Below are 20,426 nucleotides of genomic sequence, written 5' to 3'. Positions count from 1 at the left end.
GTGGGGAAATTTAAAGAAAGGAAGAGGTATATATGAGAAAGTTAATCAAAAAAGTTGTAGCACTTTCATTGACAGCAGCAATGGTGGTTCAGCCTGTATCAGGTAAATTCTTTAATTTATCACCTAATACAGTTGAAGCAGCACCGGCTACTAATACAGCCGATGTACCGGCAGCACAGTCAAGATTAGAAGCTGCACAGAACAATACTGAATGGCAGGTAGGCGCTAAGATGCCATATTTCAGATACGACACAAGCCCTGCGGCAATTGAAAATTCTTACACAAACAATGCAAAGAATTTAGCTGCAATGGACGAAGGAACAGTATCTTATCAGGATAACTATACAGGAACAAAGAAAGAATCATTAGATTGGGACAGATCTAACGTTGCCAGCCAGGCATCAAACCAGTCATATGTTGAATTGGGAAAAGGTCAGTCAATTACATGGACTATTAAAACAGGACGTGGAGGAGACGGTGTCAACGTAAGATACACATTGCCTGACGGAAGCGGTGGAAGCGACGGTGCAGGAAAACCACTTGGACTTCAGAGCAAGTTTTCAGTAAAGGCAAGCAATGGTGCATCTGTTCAGGGTTATGACAATGAAGATTCATCAAAGAGATATAATACATATTTATCAAGCAGTGAGGTAAAGGTTACATCAGACTATGCATGGCAGTATTTCCCAAGTGGACATCCTGTTGATGCTAACAATAGTAACGGTACACCTGCATTTGCTTTTGATGAAGTACATTTCAGACTTAGCGAACCATTAACAGGTGGAAGTACAATTACTATTACAAATACAGGAGACTACACACTTGGAATCGACTTTATTGAAGTTGAATATACAGATTACATTAGCGCACCAAGTGGAGCAACAGTAGTACCTGCAGGAACACATACACAGTCACAGATGGAAAGTTACATCAAGAAAGCTGAAGCAGGAAATAAGATTTTATACCTTGCATCAGGTGTTCATTATATGAATGAAACATGGATTCTTGCAGCTGACGGCGTAAAGATTACAGGTGCAGGTATGTGGTATACAAAATTACAGTTCACTAACTCAGGTATGGGTTCAGGTGGTATCTGTGGTGAGAAGACAGGTTATTGCCAGGGCGTAGAATTCTGTAATATGTATATCAATTCAAACCTTCATTCAAGATTTGACCAGCAGGCAAATTACAAGTGCTTTAGAGATTTGTTTGCAAAAGGAACAAGTATCCACGATGTTTGGGAAGAACATTTTGAATGTGGTTTCTGGATTGGAAGATACGATAGCAATTCAATTAACAAAGAAAGTGATTTAAATATTTACAATTGTAGAGTTCGTAATAACTTTGCCGATGGTATTAACTTCTGTCAGGGAACAAGAGATTCAAATGTTCATAACTGTGACATAAGAAACAACGGTGATGACGGACTTGCAATGTGGAACGCAACAGACTTCCAGCCGGATGATGAATACAATAACACATTCTGCTACAATACAGTTGAATTTATCTGGAGAGCAGGTGGTATTGCTGTTTACGGTGGTGAAGGTCATAAGGTATACAACAACTACATCCGAGATACATTTACAGCAGCAGGTATCCATATGAATACAAACTTCTCAGGATGCCAGTTTAACAACACAACAAAAATCGAAGTAGCAAATAACGTTCTTGTAAGAACAGGTACAAATAAAGATTCATGGAACGAGAGTCTTGGAGCAATTGATGTTTCAGGTGGAGTAAATAATGTAACATTTAGTAACAATGAAATATATGATGCTCAGGCTAATGGTATTCGTACATTTAATTTTAATGGTAAAGGTGTATCAATGAACAACACATTAATTTTTGGTGTTGGCCTTGATAAGATGAATGATGATTACTCATGTAGCAAACATAGCGAAGTTGCTGTAAGACAGAGCGGAACAAACATTACATATAAGAATTTACTTGTAAAGAACGTAGTAACAAAATATCTTTCAGAGAGTGCTGATAAGCATTGGCCATATTACTGTGATGATGCAAGCAACCTTCCAACTATTCCATCAAGCGAAAGTGCATATGGAAATACAAATTACAAATTTGGAATTGATGCCGGTGGAAATTACACATACAGTGGTGGAGTATACACAGCTAACTCAAATGCAAACAGTTTTCCTGGTTATGACATTACAAACGGACAGAAGATAGTTAAAGAAGGTACAGAGCCGGAGACAGATCCTGAAGTAACAACAAGAGATCCGTCAGAAACATTACCAACAGAAGCTCCTACAAAGAAACCTTTAGGACCTGGTGCAGGTGATGTTGAACTTACAAGTTTTGAAGGTTCTTACTCATGGACAACAGATTATAAATGGCAGAAATATGCAACTTTATCAGATTCAATTTCATCATCAATGAAATATCTTGTAGTTACATATTCAGGTGATATTACATCAATGAGATTAGGTGATAATGCAAACCCACCTACAGCAGTATATTGGTTTGATCCAAATCAGAATAATGATGGAACAAATAAACCATTTAAGACAGTAGCAGGAACATCATTTGATGATAGCTCAGCTACAAAGACAGTTGTAGTAGATTTAGGTGCAACAGGTGTATCACCATCATTCTTCTCAGCATTCCATGTTCATACAGGAGCAACAGGAGCAGCAGGAGCAGTATCAATTGAACAGGCATGGCTTACAGATACACTTCCTGATTTATCAGATGGAGAAGAAACAACAACAAATACACCGGAACCTACACAGGCTCCTACAGTAGCACCTACACAGAAACCGACAGAAGCTCCAACAACAAAGGCACCGGAACCAACAACAAAAGCACCGGAAGTTAAGTACGAGCTTTCAGTACAGGGACTTGCATGGGAGAATGCATCAGGTTCATCAGAACTTAAGGAAGGTGACGCAGTTAAGTTTACAGCATTGCTTTACAACAACACAGGAGATGACATTCCTGCAGGTCAGGCAATCGGATTCAAGGCGGTAATAGACGGAAGCACAACAGTTAAGAATGAAGCATATACAGGTGGACTCAAGGCAGGAGAAACAGTTAAGGTAACAGCCACAACAACATGGACAGCAGGATATGGCGGACACACAGTAGTGGCAACTGCAACAGGAGATTCACAGAACTCAGTAACAAAGAAATTCAATGTAGGAAGAAAGTCAGCCAACGTAACAAGAGTTACAGGAGGATATGACCTTGTGGTAACAGACATTGAATATGATAAGAATACAGTAAATGCAGGAGACCATTTAGTATTTACAGCAACAGTAATGAATGTGGGAGATACAGACATTCCTGCAGGAACAGTAATCGGATACCAGTTACAGGTAGACGGAAACACATCAGACATCAGATGGTGTGACACATATTCAAGCGGACTTAAGGCAGGAGCATCAATCAAGCTTACATGTAACTCAGGTTCAAACGGAATAAATTACTGGAGTGCAACAAACGGAACACATACAGTTACAGCATGGGTAGATGATGTAAACCGTCTTCCAAATGAAGTAAACGAAAACAATAACACAACAGGCATCACACTTGTTGTACCAAGTGCAGGACTCATTGAAAATCCTGACACACCGGATGATCTTGATAACATAGTTATCGATCCCGGAAAGGTAACAATAAGCAGCAGCGTAAAGATTGAAGGATACCAGATTAGCACAACCCTTGGAGGAAGCAGAGTGGTTGGATCAGTAGAACCTACAATCAACAATAAGGAAGTTAAGAACTGGGGATTCATATATGCAGTAACCAAGGCAGGAGATGCATCATTTGACGTATCAGATGATGACATGGTAGTTGGAACAACAAGTAAGTATGTAACAGCACTTGAGTCAACACCGGTTGGAACAGCAGAAAATGTTAAGTTCGGATCATCAGACACAGCAACATACTTTGTAAGAACAACACTGTTTGGAGCAAACACAGCAAAAGAATACTCAGCACAGTATAAGGTAAGAGCATATGCAGAGCTTAGTGATGGAACATATGTATACAGCAAGGTAAGCTCATACTCAGTATATGACATAGCAGATACATTGTATTCAAACAAGATGATGAATACAATCACAGCCCATGATTACCTGTACAACAACATCCTTAAGGTTGTAAACCCTGATTATGCACAGGTTGATTACAATTGGAGTAACACAGTTGTTGATGTATCAACTGTACAGTAATAAAAAACATTCAAGGTTTTAAAAGGAAGGGATAATGCCCGGTGACATAGTTGTCGGGTGTTATTCCTTCCTTTTTATTTAATATCGGTTATTAAATAATGATATATTTAAGAAAAATGATATTACTTAAAATATATTAAAACACATATTTTGTATAAAGAGCGTATAATAACGTTTTTTTACGTAAAATAAATGCAAATATAGTGTAAATATATAACACTTGTGCAAAATGCACAAAATAAATGCGAAAAATATGTGAAAAAAATTAGTTTTAAACAAATTGACAAAAAACTTTAGTCGTGTTAAGTTTAGTTTAACGTTAAACGCATAGTGGTTTTATTTTAAAAGGGAGAAGTATTTATGAGAAGAAGTATCAAAAAAGCATGTGCGTTAGTATTAGCATGTGCAATGACATTTCAACCTGTAAATGGCTATTTTGGAAGCAAACAGGTTAATGCAGTTGGCGTGGCAGATAAGTTCGAAATACCTGCAGCCAGTGCAAGTGGCAGAGTGGGGGCAGAAATGCCATACACAAGATATGATTCAACAGTAGCTACTCTTGGGGGTGGAGCGACACTTAAGACTTCAGTAGACTGGGCTAAGAGCAATATTGCTACTCAGGCATCAGAGCAGTCTTATGTAGCACTTCCAAGCAACGGTTCATATGCTGAATGGACTATGAACACAACAGGCTCAGGTGTAACAATGAGATTTACAATGCCTGATTCATCAGATGGTATGGGTATTAAAGGTTCAGTTGATGTATATGTAAACGGCACTTATGCACAGACAGTTAACCTTAATTCATATTGGATGTGGCAGTATTTCTCAGGTGGAAGCCCAAGTGATACACCGGGAGGAACAGGATGTTTCGCATTTGATGAGGTTCATTTTAAATTAGATAAACAATTAAAAGAAGGAGATAAAATTCGTATTCAGAGTACAGGTGCAAGCGGAGTTGAATACGGTGTTGACTTCCTTGAAATTGAAAATGTACCAAATCCTATAGAGCAGCCTGATAATTCAGTTAACGTAGAGGATTACGGTGCTATTCCTGATGATGGAATTGATGATTTAGATGCAATCAGAGCAGCTGTAAGAGATGCAGATGCAAACAATATGGATGTATACTTCCCTGAAGGAACATTCCATTTAAGCGGTATGTGGAACATTGGATGTTCTAACATGAAGATTACAGGTGCCGGAATGTGGTATACAAACCTTCAGTTTACCAGCTCAGAAGCTTTTGGTGGTGGTATCTCAGGTGGTAACCCAAATGCCGGTGATGGAACATCAGGTGATGGTTATTGTAAGAACCTTGAATTTTGTAATATGTATATTAATTCAAACCTTCGTTCAAGATATGGTGAAAATGCAGTATATAAATGTTTTATGGATATATTTGCAGATGGAACAGTAATCCATGATGTATGGGAAGACCATTTTGAATGTGGTTTCTGGTTTGGTGATTACAATGGTGCACTTGATTATAGCGATGACGTTAAAGTAGTAAATTGTAGAATTAGAAATAACTTAGCTGACGGTGTTAACTTCTGTCAGGGTACCAGCAATGCTGCTGTTTACAATTGTTCAATAAGAAACAACGGTGACGACGGTCTTGCTATGTGGAATAACACATATATGAATGCAAAGGATGAAAAAGGAAATATATTTGCATACAACACAATTGACTTTGTTTGGAGAGCCGGTGGTATAGCTATCTACGGTGGTGACGGACATAAGATTTACAACAACTACATATGCGATATGTTTATGGCATCCGGTATTCATTTGAATACAACATTCCCGGGCTATAAGTTTGGAAATACGACAGGAATTTCATTTGATAACAATATTCTTGTAAGATGTGGTACAAACTCAGACAGCTGGGGAGAAGATTTGTCAGCTATTGATATTAAGCAGGATGTTAAAAATGTAACATTTAACAATACACAGATTTATGATTCACCGTTTACAGCTATCAGAATATTAGACAATAACTGTAGTGGAATTACATTTAATAATACAAAGATTTTTGGTGCAGGTCTCTCAGGACAGGATATTACATTCTCATGTAATACCCATTCACCTGTAGCAATCAGAGAGCCGGCTGGTACCAGCGTTAAGTTTAACGGACTTGAAATTGCAGGTATCCGCCCTGATAAGTATGCAAATAATGCAGGTCAGGCAAATACAACATGGCCATACTGGACAGACAGACAGACACCACAGAACATTGCAGGAAACAGCACAGTTACAGTATACGACGAAGATACAACATACATTGTTCCTGGATATCCAAATGCCGTAAACGGTGAGCAGGGTGGTGGAATAGTTAATCCACTTGATGGAATTACAGGATATGATCTTATTGTAACAGGTCTTGCGTGGGCTAATGCAGACGGTTCATCAGTTCTTAAACATGGTGATAAAGTTCAGTTTACAATGCAGATTAAGAATGACAGTAATGTGGATATTCCTGAGGGAGTAACAATTCCTGTTAAGGTTACAATTGATGATACAACATCATTTAAGTATACAAAATTCAAATCAGGACTTAAGGCAGGAGCTACAGCGGCAATTACTCTTACAAGTATATGGTCAGCTACTAAGGGCGGACATACAGTAGAAGCAGTTGTTGATGATTCAAACAAGTTACCTGATGAATTAGATGAAAACAATAATACAAGAACAAAGAAAATAAATGTTGCTGATACAGGTTCAAGCACAACTGTTAAGAGAGTAACAGGGGGTGGAGATCTTGTGGTAACAGATATTACATACGGACAGGACAAGATTGCAACAGGAGATAAACTTCAGTTTACAGCAACAGTAGTAAATGCAGGTGATACAGCAATTGCCGCAGGTACAAAGATTGGTGTACAGTTCCAGATTGATGGAAAAGCATACCCATCACCTATTACATGGTGTGATACATATTATTCAGGATTACAGCCGGGAGAAAGCGTACAGCTTACAGCTAACGGCGGTAATGGTTCAGATGGTGCATACTGGACAGCAGAAGAAGGAACACATACAGTAACAGCATGGGTTGATGATAGTGGATTAATTAGTGAAGTAGATGAAAGCAATAACAAGACAACTATTTCATTAAAAGTACCATTTGGTGGAACACAGTATTTTGATGATCCTGACAGCCCTGACGACTTTACAGGAACAGGTGGTGGTGAGGAACAGCCTACAAAGCCGACTCCTACTACAGTAGCACCTACACAGAAGCCAACAGAGGCTCCAACCCAGGCGCCTACAGTAGCACCTACACAGAAACCGACAGAAGCTCCAACAACAAAGGCACCGGAACCAACAACAAAAGCACCGGAAGTTAAGTACGAGCTTTCAGTACAGGGACTTGCATGGGAGAATGCATCAGGTTTATCAGAACTTAAGGAAGGTGACGCAGTTAAGTTTACAGCATTGCTTTACAACAACACAGGAGATGACATTCCTGCAGGTCAGGCAATCGGATTCAAGGCGGTAATAGACGGAAGCACAACAGTTAAGAATGAAGCATATACAGGTGGACTCAAGGCAGGAGAAACAGTTAAGGTTACAGCCACAACAACATGGACAGCAGGATATGGCGGACACACAGTAGTGGCAACTGCAACAGGAGATTCACAGAACTCAGTAACAAAGAAATTCAATGTAGGAAGAAAGTCAGCCAACGTAACAAAGGTTACAGGAGGATATGACCTTGTGGTAACAGACATTGAATATGATAAGAATACAGTAAATGCAGGAGACCATTTAGTATTTACAGCAACAGTAATGAATGCGGGAGATACAGACATTCCTGCAGGAACAGTAATCGGATACCAGTTACATGTAGATGGAAACACATCAGACATCAGATGGTGTGTCACATATTCAAGCGGACTTAAGGCAGGAGCATCAATCAAGCTTACATGTAACTCAGGTTCAAACGGAATAAATTACTGGAGTGCAACAAACGGAACACATACAGTTACAGCATGGGTAGATGATGTAAACCGTCTTCCAAATGAAGTAAACGAAAACAATAACACAACAGGCATCACACTTGTTGTACCAAGTGCAGGACTCATTGAAAATCCTGACACACCGGATGATCTTGATAACATAGTTATCGATCCCGGAAAGGTAACAATAAGCAGCAGCGTAAAGATTGAAGGATACCAGATTAGCACAACCCTTGGAGGAAGCAGAGTGGTTGGATCAGTAGAACCTACAATCAACAATAAGGCAGTTAAGAACTGGGGATTCATATATGCAGTAACCAAGGCAGGAGATGCATCATTTGACGTATCAGATGATGACATGGTAGTTGGAACAACAAGTAAGTATGTAACAGCACTTGAGTCAACACCGGTTGGAACAGCAGAAAATGTTAAGTTCGGATCATCAGACACAGCAACATACTTTGTAAGAACAACACTGTTTGGAGCAAACACAGCAAAAGAATATTCAGCACAGTATAAGGTAAGAGCATATGCAGAGCTTAGTGATGGAACATATGTATACAGCAAGGTAAGCTCATACTCAGTATATGACATAGCAGATACATTGTATTCAAACAAGATGATGAATACAATCACAGCCCATGATTACCTGTACAACAACATCCTTAAGGTTGTAAACCCTGATTATGCACAGGTTGATTACAATTGGGGAAATACAGTAGCTGATGCTTCTGAGATAGAATAGTCATTAATTAAATATTAATTATGGAAAAAACTTTTAAAAGTGAAGGAGAGAACTGACTGGGGGGCTGGTTCTCTCTTTCTGCAAACCTAACGGAAAGGAGTAATTAATGAGAAAGATTGTAAAAAAAGTATTAGCAGTCACATTGGCACTGGCAATGACAGTGCAGCCGGTTGCTTTGAAGAAAGGTCAGGAAGAAGTAAAAGCAGCAGGTGTTGCGGATCAATTTACTATTCCGACAGCAGATGCAAACGGACGTGTAGGAGCAAAAATGCCATACACAAGATATGATTCAACAGATGCAGTGCTTAGCGGAGGAGCAATACTTAAGACATCTACAGATTGGAATCCTAATAATATTGCAACTCAGGCTTCAGCACAGTCCTATGTAGGACTTCCGGGAAGTGGTTCATCCGTAGAATGGACCATGAAAACAACAGGAGCAGGTGTAACAATGAGATTTACACTGCCTGACGGAAATGGTGGAACAGGTGTAAAGGGTTCTCTGGATGTATATGTAAATAACAAAAAAGTAAAAACCGTAAAATTAGATTCATTCTGGATGTGGCAGTATTTTAACTTTGGTAGTGGAAGCCCAAGCGATAGTGCAGGAGCAATAGGCGCATTTGCATTTGATGAAGTACATTTTCTTCTTGATACACCATTAAAGAGTGGTGATAAGATTAAAATTCAAAGCACAGGTGCAGGTGGATATGAATATGGTGTTGATTTCCTTGAAATCGAGGATGTACCGGAAGCAATTGAACAGCCTGATAATTCAGTAAGTGTTGAAGAATATGGTGCTGTAGCTTATGGTGAACATGGAGACCGTGATACATTTGATGCTGCAATTGCCAGCAAAAATACAGCAGCATTTAAGCAGGCAGTAGCAGATGCGGATAAGAAGGGAATGGATTTATACATTCCGGAAGGTACATATTTATTAGACGGAATGTGGACTATCGGTGCTGAAAATATGAAGATTACAGGTGCCGGAATTTGGTACACAAATATTCAGTTTACAAGTGAAGAAGTTTCCGGTGGTGGTGTTTCAGGCGGAAACCCAAATGCAAAGGGAAGCACAGTAGCTGACGGATATTGTAAAAATGTTGAGTTCTGTAATATGTATCTTAACTCAGGATTACGTTCAAGACATAATGAACAGGCAATTTATAAATGCTTTATGGATATATGGGCAGATGGCTCCGTAATTCATGATATTTGGGAAGAACACTTTGAGTGTGGTTTCTGGTTTGGCGATTACAATGGAAAAATCGATTACTGTGATGGAGTTAAAGTTGTAAATAGCAGAATTAGAAATAACTTAGCTGACGGTGTAAACTTCTGTCAGGGAACAAGTAATGCAGTAGTATATAACTGTTCAGTACGAAACAATGGTGATGATGGCTTGGCAATGTGGAATGACCAGACCATGGGTGCAAAAGATGAAGTAAATAACGTATTTGCATATAACACAATTGACTTAGGATGGAGAGCCGGTTTATTGGCAATCTATGGTGGTCAGGGTCACAAGGTTTACAACAACTATTTATGTGACTCATTTATGGCAGCAGGTATTCACTTTAATACAACATTCCCTGGATACAAATTCTCAGGTTCTACACCTAATACATTTGACAACAACATTCTTGTAAGATGTGGTACACCAAAAGAATGTTGGGGAAGAGATTATGCGGCTATTGACTTTGAACAGGAAGTAAAAAATATTGTATTTAATAATACACAGATTTACGATTCACCGTTTACTGCAATAAGACTTTTAGGAACAAGTTATAGTAATATCACATTTAATGATACTACAATTTTAGGTGCAGGTCTTTCAAAACAGATTTCTGATTTCTCAAGCTCAGGTTATTCAGGAGCAGCAATCAGAGAAAATGCAAATTCATCAGCTGTATTTAACGGACTTACTGTTGGTGCGGTTGTTTCTGACCAGACAGGAAAGAACACAAGTACATGGCCTTTCTATACAGATAATGCTACACCTAAAAATTTAGCAGGCAATGATACAGTGACACTTTTAGATGATGATGTTACATATGAAGTTCCGGGTTATCCGGAAGCAGATACTTCACAGGGTGGTGGAGTTATAGATCCGTTAGACGGAATTACAGGATATGACGTTGCACTTGCAGGTCTTTCATGGAAAAATGAAAGCAATTCTTCATCTATTGAAGAAGGTGACAAAGTAACATTTACAACTGCAGTTAAGAATACATCAAATGTAGATATTCCTGAAGGAGTAGCAATTCAGATTAAAATAACTGTAGATGGAAAAGGAAGTTACACAAACACAACATATAAAGGTGGTTTAAAGGCAGGAGAAACAATTAAGCTTTCACCAACCTCTACATGGACAGCAACAGCAGGTGGACATACAATTGAAGCTACAGTGGATTATAGAAATAAACTTCCAAATGAGCTTTCAAAGGATAACAACACAAGATCAAAATCATTTAACGTTCAGGAAGCTCCTGACAGAGAACCTACTTATACACCTGTAACAGGAAGATATGATATTCAGGTTTTAGATGTTACGTGGGATAAAGAGATTATCAATGTAGGAGATGCACTTACATTTACAGCTACTATTGTAAATGCCGGAGATACAGCAATTCCTGCAGGTCAGAAATTAGGTGTACAGTTCCAGATTGATGGAAATCCATATCCATCTCCAATTACATGGAATGACCAGTATTTTGATGGACTTCAGCCGGGACAGGTAATTAAATTAACAGCAACCGGTGGAAATAGTGGAAGTTCATGGACAGCAACAACCGGATCACATACTGTAACAGCATGGGCTGATGACAGTAATGTATTTGGCGAAATGAATGAAACTAACAACAAATATACAAAGACAATCACTGTACCTTACGGCGGAGTACAGTATATTGAAAATCCTGATAAGCCGGATGACTTAGATAATACAGGAGAAATTGAGCAGCCAACAGAGAAACCTACAGAAACACCAACAGAGCCTGGTACTGAAACAGTTGTAACAAGCAAGGATGTAAACGTTGTAGGATATCAGATTAGCTCAACATTAAAGGGAAGCAGAGTTGTGGCATCTGTTGAACCAACAGTTAATGGCAAGAATGTTGTAAAACATGGACTTGTATATGCATTAACAAAACTTGGTGATAAGGATACAGGTGTAAAGAATATCGATATGACAGTATCAGCTGACAACTATTATGTTGCATCATTTGAATCAACTAACAATGGAAATGTTGATAAAGTATTTGGAAGCTCAAAGACAGCTCAGTATTATGTAATGACAACATTATTTGAGAACCAGACAGTACAGGAATATACAGCAAAATACAAAGTAAGAGCATATGCTGTTTTAAGTGATGGCTCATATGTATATAGTGATATTTATTCATATTCTGTATATAATGTGGCATCAGCATTATACGATGGTGGAAAAATGCCTACAAATGCAGGTCATACATATTTGTACGATAGCATTTTGAAATTGGTAAATCCATCATATAAACAGGTTGACTATGATTGGTCAGATATTGTAACAAGCTTATAAGTAGAAATTTGTATTTCTCTTTTGCTATGAAACCGTTATGTTGATAATGTCAGCATAGCGGTTTCATTAATTTTAGATGAGTAACAAAAACATGGAAAGGGAAGAATATTTTATGAAGTCTAAAAGAATAATTGCTGTTTTTTTGATGGCATTAATGATTATAACAACAGGATTGTCAGAAGTAAAAAATATGAATATAAAGGCTGCAGATACAGAAAATATAGCCTATAAAAGAACCATTACAGCATCATCTGTAGAATCAGACGAATATTTGGCGTCTAATGCTGTAGATGGAGACGGAACAACACGTTGGGCATCTGAATTTGCAGATAATCAGAACCTGATTGTGGATTTGTGGCAGTCATATACCATATCAACAGTGAAAGTAGCATGGGAAGCTGCTTATGCATCACAATTTCAGGTACAGGTGTCAAATGACAATACAACCTGGACAACTGTATATGAAAATTATAATGCCACAGGTGGAACACAAACCATTGAATTTACGCCGGTAAGTGCCAGATATGTAAAAATCTATTGTATAAAACGTGCAACGGAGTATGGTTTCTCAATTTATGAATTCGAGATATATAAGGACAGCGTAGGAGGTAGTACAATAAAAAGCGATGCTGCAAGTGCCAGAAAAAAGGTTATGGAATATTTATACAGTATGCAGGGACAGAAAACCATTGTTGGAATACATAACCGTGAGCCAAATTCGGAACCTTCAAAACAGACAAATCAGGCGTATGCCGTAACAGGACAGTATCCGGCACTTTGGAGTGGAGATTTCCTATTTTCGTCATCAGATGTTTCAAACAGATGGAATATGATATATGAATGTAAAAAGCAATGGGAAAATGGCTCAATAGTTCAGCTTATGTTACATGTTACACCGCCTACACAGGCAGAGGCAGGAAACTGGGATGGCGGAGTTGTAAGTAAACTGACGGATGAACAGTGGAGTAGCCTGATAACAAATGGTGGTGAATTGAATAAGGCATGGAAGAAAAGACTGGATACATATGCACAGTATATCTCTTACTTAAAAGATAATGGGGTTCCGGTTTTATTCAGACCTTTCCACGAAATGAACCAAAGTATGTTCTGGTGGGCAGGCAGAAAAGGCACTAACGGAACCGGAGCATTGTACCGTTTAACAAGAGATTATCTTGAAAAGGAAAAAGGACTTGATAATATTATATGGGTTTGGGATATGCAGGATTTATCTTATGACTGGAGTGAATATAATCCGGGAAATGATTATTGGGATATTTTTGCAGTAGACATATATAATAGCGATTATTTTACAGAATATAAATATAATCAGGCATTAAGTGTGGCAGAAAATAAGCTGATAGCCATAGGGGAGTGTGACAAACTTCCTACTGCGCAGCAGTTGAAGGAGCAACCAAGATGGAGTTTTGTAATGAGCTGGGCAGAGCTTACGTTCTCCCATAATACAAACAGCGAAATCCAAAACCTATATTGGGCTGAAAACACAATTGTGCGAAATGATTTACCGGATTTAAAGGGAAAAGAAACTTTAAATGTAAGTGATGATGTAAGTATCAGGGGATACCAGATTAGTACAACATTAGGTGGAATAAGGGTTGTAAGTGGGGTAAAACCTGAAATAAACGAAAAGAATGTTGAAAAAACAGGCTTTGTATATGCTTTGGAAAAGACAGGAGATGTTACAAATAACATATCTGATGATGAAATGTATGTGGGAAATGAAAATGATTATATAAAATCCTTCGAATCCACACAAAATGGATTAATGGGCTATAAGGATGGAGAGAATAATTATGTAATGACTATGCTTTTTGAAAAAAATAATTCTCAGGAATTTTCCACAAAATATAAGGTCAGGGCATATGCAGTGTTAAGTGATGGTACATATGTCTATGGAAAGGTACATTCCTATTCAATATATAATATTGCTGAGGCAATGTACGAAAACAAGTTAATGAAAACGGCATCAGGTCATGATTACCTGTATGACTCAATTATTTCCGTAGTAGAGCCATCCTATAAAAAAATTAATTTTGAATGGTCAGGAAGTATTGTAAAATAAAAAGCAACTACCCTACATATATTGTATAAAAAGCATGTAGGGTAGAATAGTGACGGAATTTATTAAGTATAGCAAAAAAATGGAAATTTTCATGTCTCTGGTTTTGTTAATGTCAGTGACGTTAATTGCCTGCAATATGAACAAAGTAGTTGAAAACAGGGAAAGCACAGTTAAGACAAAGGAGAAAGATTACATAGTGGTAATTGACCCGGGACATGGGGGAGAAGACCCGGGAAAAGTAGGAATAAATAATGCTAAAGAAAAAGACGTTAATCTTGCCATTGCGTTACAGCTTCGGGATATATTACAGAAAAAAGGTATTAATGTTGTTATGACACGAGATACGGATACATCATTAAAGGAAAATGGCAGATTTTCAAAAATCGGTGATTTAAACGGAAGGTGTAGCATAATAAACAAGGCTTATGATAATAACAATAAATGTGTGTTAATAAGTGTTCACCAAAACAGCTTCACAGGTCAATCAGTTCATGGTGCACAGGTATTTTATTATCAGAAATCTGCCCAAAGTATGAAATTGGCAAAAATAATGCAGGAAAAATTCAATAAGGATATTAATATGGAGAAGGCAAAAAACGAAAAGCCTAATGACAGTTATTATATGCTGATAAATTCAAAATGTCCGGGAATCATTGTAGAGTGTGGTTTTTTAAGTAACCCTGAAGAAGCAGATAATCTAACCAACAGTGATTATCAAAAACAGTTAGGAGATATACTTTGCAGGGGAATTATGGATTATTTTAGCGAAATGACAGAAACCAAGTAGATGTATAGGGAAAAATAGGGACAGGTTAATATGGGCTAACATTGTATTTTGAAGGTACATATGATAAAATATAACAAGTATATGTCAGGTGAGGCGCAAGATGAAGACTATAATTGTAAAGATAGATAAAGATAACTTAAAGGATGATTTTGCTGTTAGTCAGTTAGAAAAGGCAGGAGAAATTATCAGAAATGGCGGACTGGTTGCCTTCCCAACGGAGACTGTTTACGGATTGGGAGCCAATGCTTTAGATGAAGAGGCAGCAAAGAAGGTTTATGAGGCAAAAGGAAGACCGTCAGACAATCCTTTAATAGTTCATATATCAAATCTTAATATGCTTGATGACATTGTTACACAGGTGCCGGAGGTGGCAAAGAAGCTTATGGATGCTTTCTGGCCGGGGCCTATGACACTTATATTTAATAAAAGCGGGTTAGTACCCAAGGGAACCACAGGAGGACTTGATACGGTGGCAGTGAGATTCCCTAATCATCCTATTGCACTGGAATTAATTGAAAAATCAGGTGTCAGCATAGCAGCACCTAGTGCAAATTTATCAGGAAAGCCAAGCCCTACTATGGGAGAACATGTTATTGATGATTTAGATGGAAGAATTGACATGATTATTGATGGCGGAATGGTAGGAATGGGATTGGAATCTACGATTATAGATGTTACATCTAAGACACCTATGATTTTAAGACCGGGGTTTATTACATACGAAATGATTAAGGATGTAATAGGCGAGGTTGGTGTGGACAAGGCTATATTATCGAAGCCTACGGCTGATTTTAAACCAAAAGCACCGGGAATGAAATACAGACATTATGCACCGGAAGCAGACTATAGTATTTATAGAGGTACTGCTGAAAAGGTGGCAGATAAAATAATTATGCTTGCAAATGAAAAAGCAGATAAAGGTTTTAAGACCGGAGTGATAACGGTTGACCAGCACCTTAATCTGTATCAGAGAAAGCTTAATAAAGACATAATGGTAGTATCACTGGGGAATTTGGATAAGCCTGAAACTATTGCCAACATGCTGTTTAAAACTCTTAGGGATTTTGATAAGGCAGGTACAAAATTTATTTTTGGTGAGGCATTTTCACAACATAACGTTGGATGGGCAATTATGAACAGACTTACAAAAGCAGCAGGTTACAACATTATAGATGTATAATTGTTTGTAAAAGTTGGGAGGTAAGATGCTAGAATTTTCAAGAATATTGTTCGTAACTGAAACGGATACGTCAACAGGACCATTGGCTGCATCGCTTCTAAATCATTATCTTCCCCTTGAAAGAGTGGACATAGATTCAAGAGGATTGGCGGTTCTTTTTCCGGAACCTATGAATCCGAAAACTGTAGCCATTGCGGCTTCAAAGGGACTTGAAATAAACAGAAGTTCCAAGCAGCTTGAATCGGAAGATTTTGGAGGAGATGTACTTGTATTGGTTCTTGATGCAACCAAAAAGCAGACGGTATATGATGATTATACAGAGGCTGAAAATGTTTATACTTTGAAGGAATATATAAACGAAGATGGAAGTATAACTAATCCGGACGGGGGAGAACTTGCAGATTATGCAAAATTATACGAGACTTTAGACGAGGTTATAAAGAAGCTTGCGAATAAACTTAAAGGTATTAAGGCATAAATAAATATAATAAGATACGGAGGAAATGTCATGGCAAAGACAGTAGTAATGGATCATCCATTGATTCAGCACAAAATAGGTATTATTAGAAAAGAAGAAACAGGAACAAAGGATTTCAGACAGTTAATAAGCGAAATAGCAATGCTTATGACTTATGAAGCAACAAGAGACTTAGAATTAGAAGATGTTAAAATTAAGACACCTATATGTGAAACAACAGTTAAGCAGTTAGGTGGAAAGAAGTTGGCAATCGTTCCGATTTTAAGAGCAGGACTTGGTATGGTTGACGGAATGCTTGCAATGATTCCATCAGCAAAGGTAGGTCATATCGGATTATACAGAGACCCGGTTACGGCATTGCCTCACGAGTATTACTGCAAGCTGCCTGAAGACTGTGATAAGAGAGAGGTATTTGTGGTTGATCCTATGTTAGCTACAGGAGGTTCTTCAGTAGCTGCAATACAGATGCTTAAGGATAAGGGAGTTAAAAATATTACCCTTATGTGTATTATTGCTGCCCCTGAGGGAGTAAAAGCTATGCAGAAAGCACATCCGGATGTGGATATGTACATTGGTGCATTAGATGAAAGATTAAATGAGCATAAATACATTATTCCGGGATTAGGAGATGCGGGAGACCGTATTTTTGGAACAAAATAGAAATAATATAAAACCCATTGCCAAGGTTTAACCAACGGACAATGGGTTTTGTTGAAAAATACTGTGAAGATATGGAAAGGAGCTAAAATGGGAAATAAAAGACAGGATTACATATCTTGGGACGAATATTTTATGGGCGTGGCTTTTTTAGCGGCAATGCGTTCTAAGGATCCCGGAACACAGGTTGGAGCATGTATTGTAAGTACAGATAATAAAATATTATCAATTGGTTACAATGGAATGCCTATAGGATGCAATGATGATGATTTTCCATGGAACAGGGAAAGTGAAGACCCATATAATAACAAATATTTTTATACCACCCATAGTGAGCTAAATGCCATACTTAATTATCGTGGCGGAAGCTTAGAGGGAGCAAAAATATACGTTACATTGTTTCCATGTAATGAATGTGCCAAGGCGATTATTCAGTGTGGAATTAAGAAGGTTATTTACGCAGATGATAAATATGCAGATACTCCGTCAGTTAAGGCATCAAAGCGAATGCTTAAGGCTTCGGGAGTGGAATTTGTTCCTTATGAAAAATCAGGAAAAGAAATAGTTATTAAGCTATGACTTATGAAACGGTATAGGATTACCGTTTCATAACTCTGCTTCGCAGAGCACGCCCCTTTGGGGCTGGTCAGGTACGCATATGAAACACCTGATGTGTTTCATATGCTATAGTTTATGTAGCAAAAAGCTAACTTTTGAATAGTATAAAATGATAAACTATCAGGTAATAGTATATGGATTACAGATATATACCGTTTTACGTTCAGGGAAATGCAATTTCAGGATTATACTATGGACAGTGGGAAATGTCGGAGGATAGAGACATGGACTATGTAAGGGAAATGTATCCGATGACTTTTTCAAGATTACAGGAATTAGTGGAAAAAGAATGTAACCGTCAGGAATTTGCAGGGAGTATGATGTACGATGAATATCCGGATAAACTGGGAATTTCAAGAATCGTCCAAAACATATTCAATGAAATAAAAAAAGACGAAGAAAACTGTGTTGGTGATGAATGTACTAAGTATCCGGATGACACATGGTTAAAGGATATAATAACAGTTCTTTTATTAAATGAAATGTACAGAAGAAGACGAAGAAGAAATGGTCGTTTAATGTAATTAAGTTAAATATAAGATTGTTAAAAGCAGGGCATCACAAAGGTTGGCTCTGCTTTTTTTACTACAAGGGATAATATGGAAAATATCATATGATTTAAATCATTATTTGTCGAAAAAACACTACTCTTTTGGGTAATGTATATTTTAAAACGTCATATTATAATGTGAGTAGTTAATGGGGAATGATATGATAGGCATCCATAAAAATATAATAAAAAGGAAAGGAGTTCATTATGGGACTTATTAAAGCGGGAGTGGGAGCACTCGGGGGAACACTTGCTGATCAGTGGAAGGAGTTTTTCTATTGTGATGCTATAGACAAGGAAGTATTAATGGTGAGAGGACAAAAACAAATTACAGGCCGCTCATCTAATACAAAGGGAAATGATAACATTATTTCAAATGGTTCCGGAATAGCTGTGGCAGATGGACAGTGTATGATTATTGTGGAACAGGGAAAAATCGTAGAAGTATGTGCTGAACCGGGAGAATTTACCTATGATTCATCTACGGAACCTAGTATTTTCTCAGGAAGTTTAGGGGAAGGAATTAAGGAAACCTTTAAAACAGTAGGAAAGAGATTTACATACGGTGGAGACACCGGAAAAGACCAGAGAGTTTACTATTTTAACACTAAGGAATTAATTGATAATAAGTTTGGAACGCCAAATCCGATACCTTTTAGGGTAGTTGATTCTAAAATCGGATTAGATGTGGACGTTTCCGTAAGATGTTCAGGAGTATATTCATACAAAATAGCAGACCCGTTATTATTTTATACAAATGTATGCGGAAATGTAAGCAGTGAATACAGACGGGAAGAATTAGAGGGACAGCTTAAAAGCGAATTTATTAGTGCATTACAGCCGGCATTTGGAAAATTGTCAGATTTGGAACTTAGACCAAACCAGATAGTTACCCACAATACAGAGTTAGAGGAAGCAATGAATACAGCTCTTTCAGCTAAATGGGGTGAGCTTAGAGGATTAAAGGTAGTAAGTATTGCCCTTGGCAGTGTTACATTGCCGGATGAAGATGCTGAAATGATTAAGCAGTTACAGCGTTCAGCAGTTATGCGTGACCCATCTATGGGAGCGGCAGCTATGGTTGGTGCCCAGGCTGATGCCATGAGAGCAGCAGCATCTAATGAAGCCGGAGCAATGACCGGATTTATGGGAATGGGCATGGCAATGAATGCCGGCGGAATGAATCCGGAAAATTTATATGCAATGGGACAGCAGCAGGCAGCACAGAAAAATGCACAGCAGTCACAGCAACAGGCAGAAAACAGTTGGAAATGCTCATGTGGAGCCACAGTTAATGGAAATTTCTGTCCTGAATGCGGAGCAAAGAAGCCGGAGCCGGTTGTAAGTGGAGCATGGAAATGTTCCTGCGGAGCAATGGCAACAGGAAACTTCTGTCCTGAATGTGGAGCTAAAAAGCCGGCTGATGAAGGTTGGACCTGTTCCTGTGGAACTGTAAACAAAGGAAAATTCTGTCAGAATTGCGGAGCGAAGAAACCTGAGGGAGCACCATTATATCGCTGTGATAAGTGTGGATGGGAGCCTGAAGACCCTGCTCACCCACCAAAATTCTGTCCGGAATGTGGTGATATATTTGATGAAAATGACAGACAGTAGGAG

Annotated in this window: 11 protein-coding genes; all 11 read left to right on the top strand. The window is 38.2% G+C overall.

The annotated features are described in order from the left end of the window. The first annotated feature begins 32 nt into the window (after positions 1-32). Entirely contained in the window at positions 33-4,193 is a 4,161-nt protein-coding gene (locus tag H8S00_RS07240) for a CARDB domain-containing protein (RefSeq protein WP_186840319.1), read from the top strand. Between the two features lie 360 nt (positions 4,194-4,553). Further along, a complete protein-coding gene (locus H8S00_RS07235) occupies positions 4,554-8,897 on the top strand; it encodes a CARDB domain-containing protein (RefSeq protein WP_186840318.1) in 4,344 nt (1,447 codons plus the stop codon). 106 nt (positions 8,898-9,003) lie between these two features. Next, positions 9,004-12,459: a CARDB domain-containing protein gene (locus tag H8S00_RS07230; protein ID WP_186840317.1), complete on the top strand. Its 3,456-nt coding sequence runs from the start codon at positions 9,004-9,006 to the stop codon at positions 12,457-12,459. A gap of 112 nt (positions 12,460-12,571) precedes the next feature. Next, positions 12,572-14,539: a glycosyl hydrolase gene (locus H8S00_RS07225; protein WP_186840316.1), complete on the top strand. Its 1,968-nt coding sequence runs from the start codon at positions 12,572-12,574 to the stop codon at positions 14,537-14,539. 79 nt (positions 14,540-14,618) lie between these two features. Beyond that, positions 14,619-15,326, top strand: a complete 708-nt coding sequence (locus tag H8S00_RS07220) for an N-acetylmuramoyl-L-alanine amidase family protein (RefSeq protein ID WP_186840315.1) — start codon at positions 14,619-14,621, stop codon at positions 15,324-15,326. 100 nt (positions 15,327-15,426) lie between these two features. After that, positions 15,427-16,506, top strand: a complete 1,080-nt coding sequence (locus H8S00_RS07215; RefSeq protein ID WP_021953511.1) for an L-threonylcarbamoyladenylate synthase — start codon at positions 15,427-15,429, stop codon at positions 16,504-16,506. Positions 16,507-16,531: 25 nt separating this feature from the next. Continuing rightward, entirely contained in the window at positions 16,532-16,984 is a 453-nt protein-coding gene (locus H8S00_RS07210) for an arsenate reductase/protein-tyrosine-phosphatase family protein (RefSeq protein ID WP_021953510.1), read from the top strand. Positions 16,985-17,014: 30 nt separating this feature from the next. Further along, positions 17,015-17,644 (top strand): uracil phosphoribosyltransferase, encoded by a 630-nt coding sequence (gene upp / locus H8S00_RS07205; RefSeq protein WP_186840314.1) that lies wholly within the window; start codon positions 17,015-17,017, stop codon positions 17,642-17,644. Positions 17,645-17,731: 87 nt separating this feature from the next. Continuing rightward, positions 17,732-18,220, top strand: a complete 489-nt coding sequence (locus H8S00_RS07200) for a deoxycytidylate deaminase (RefSeq protein WP_021953508.1) — start codon at positions 17,732-17,734, stop codon at positions 18,218-18,220. A gap of 173 nt (positions 18,221-18,393) precedes the next feature. Next, positions 18,394-18,783: a hypothetical protein gene (locus H8S00_RS07195; protein WP_021953507.1), complete on the top strand. Its 390-nt coding sequence runs from the start codon at positions 18,394-18,396 to the stop codon at positions 18,781-18,783. Between the two features lie 233 nt (positions 18,784-19,016). Beyond that, complete coding sequence (locus tag H8S00_RS07190) at positions 19,017-20,423, top strand: SPFH domain-containing protein (protein ID WP_021953506.1); 1,407 nt, start codon at positions 19,017-19,019, stop codon at positions 20,421-20,423. Positions 20,424-20,426: the final 3 nt, after the last annotated feature.

This window comes from Eubacterium segne (assembly GCF_014287775.1).
In the GTDB taxonomy this organism is placed as follows: Bacteria; Bacillota; Clostridia; order Lachnospirales; family Lachnospiraceae; genus Eubacterium_G; species Eubacterium_G segne.
Note: the sequence above shows the minus strand (reverse complement) of the source record. Positions and strands in the feature narration are given on the sequence as shown.

Coding starts and splice junctions, on each gene's coding strand:
- H8S00_RS07215 (WP_021953511.1), top strand. CDS start 15,427: ATGAAGACTATAATTGTAAAGATAGATAAAGATAACTTAAAGGATGAT.
- H8S00_RS07225 (WP_186840316.1), top strand. CDS start 12,572: ATGAAGTCTAAAAGAATAATTGCTGTTTTTTTGATGGCATTAATGATT.
- H8S00_RS07210 (WP_021953510.1), top strand. CDS start 16,532: ATGCTAGAATTTTCAAGAATATTGTTCGTAACTGAAACGGATACGTCA.
- H8S00_RS07230 (WP_186840317.1), top strand. CDS start 9,004: ATGAGAAAGATTGTAAAAAAAGTATTAGCAGTCACATTGGCACTGGCA.
- H8S00_RS07190 (WP_021953506.1), top strand. CDS start 19,017: ATGGGACTTATTAAAGCGGGAGTGGGAGCACTCGGGGGAACACTTGCT.
- H8S00_RS07240 (WP_186840319.1), top strand. CDS start 33: ATGAGAAAGTTAATCAAAAAAGTTGTAGCACTTTCATTGACAGCAGCA.
- H8S00_RS07235 (WP_186840318.1), top strand. CDS start 4,554: ATGAGAAGAAGTATCAAAAAAGCATGTGCGTTAGTATTAGCATGTGCA.
- H8S00_RS07200 (WP_021953508.1), top strand. CDS start 17,732: ATGGGAAATAAAAGACAGGATTACATATCTTGGGACGAATATTTTATG.
- H8S00_RS07195 (WP_021953507.1), top strand. CDS start 18,394: ATGGATTACAGATATATACCGTTTTACGTTCAGGGAAATGCAATTTCA.
- H8S00_RS07220 (WP_186840315.1), top strand. CDS start 14,619: ATGGAAATTTTCATGTCTCTGGTTTTGTTAATGTCAGTGACGTTAATT.
- upp (WP_186840314.1), top strand. CDS start 17,015: ATGGCAAAGACAGTAGTAATGGATCATCCATTGATTCAGCACAAAATA.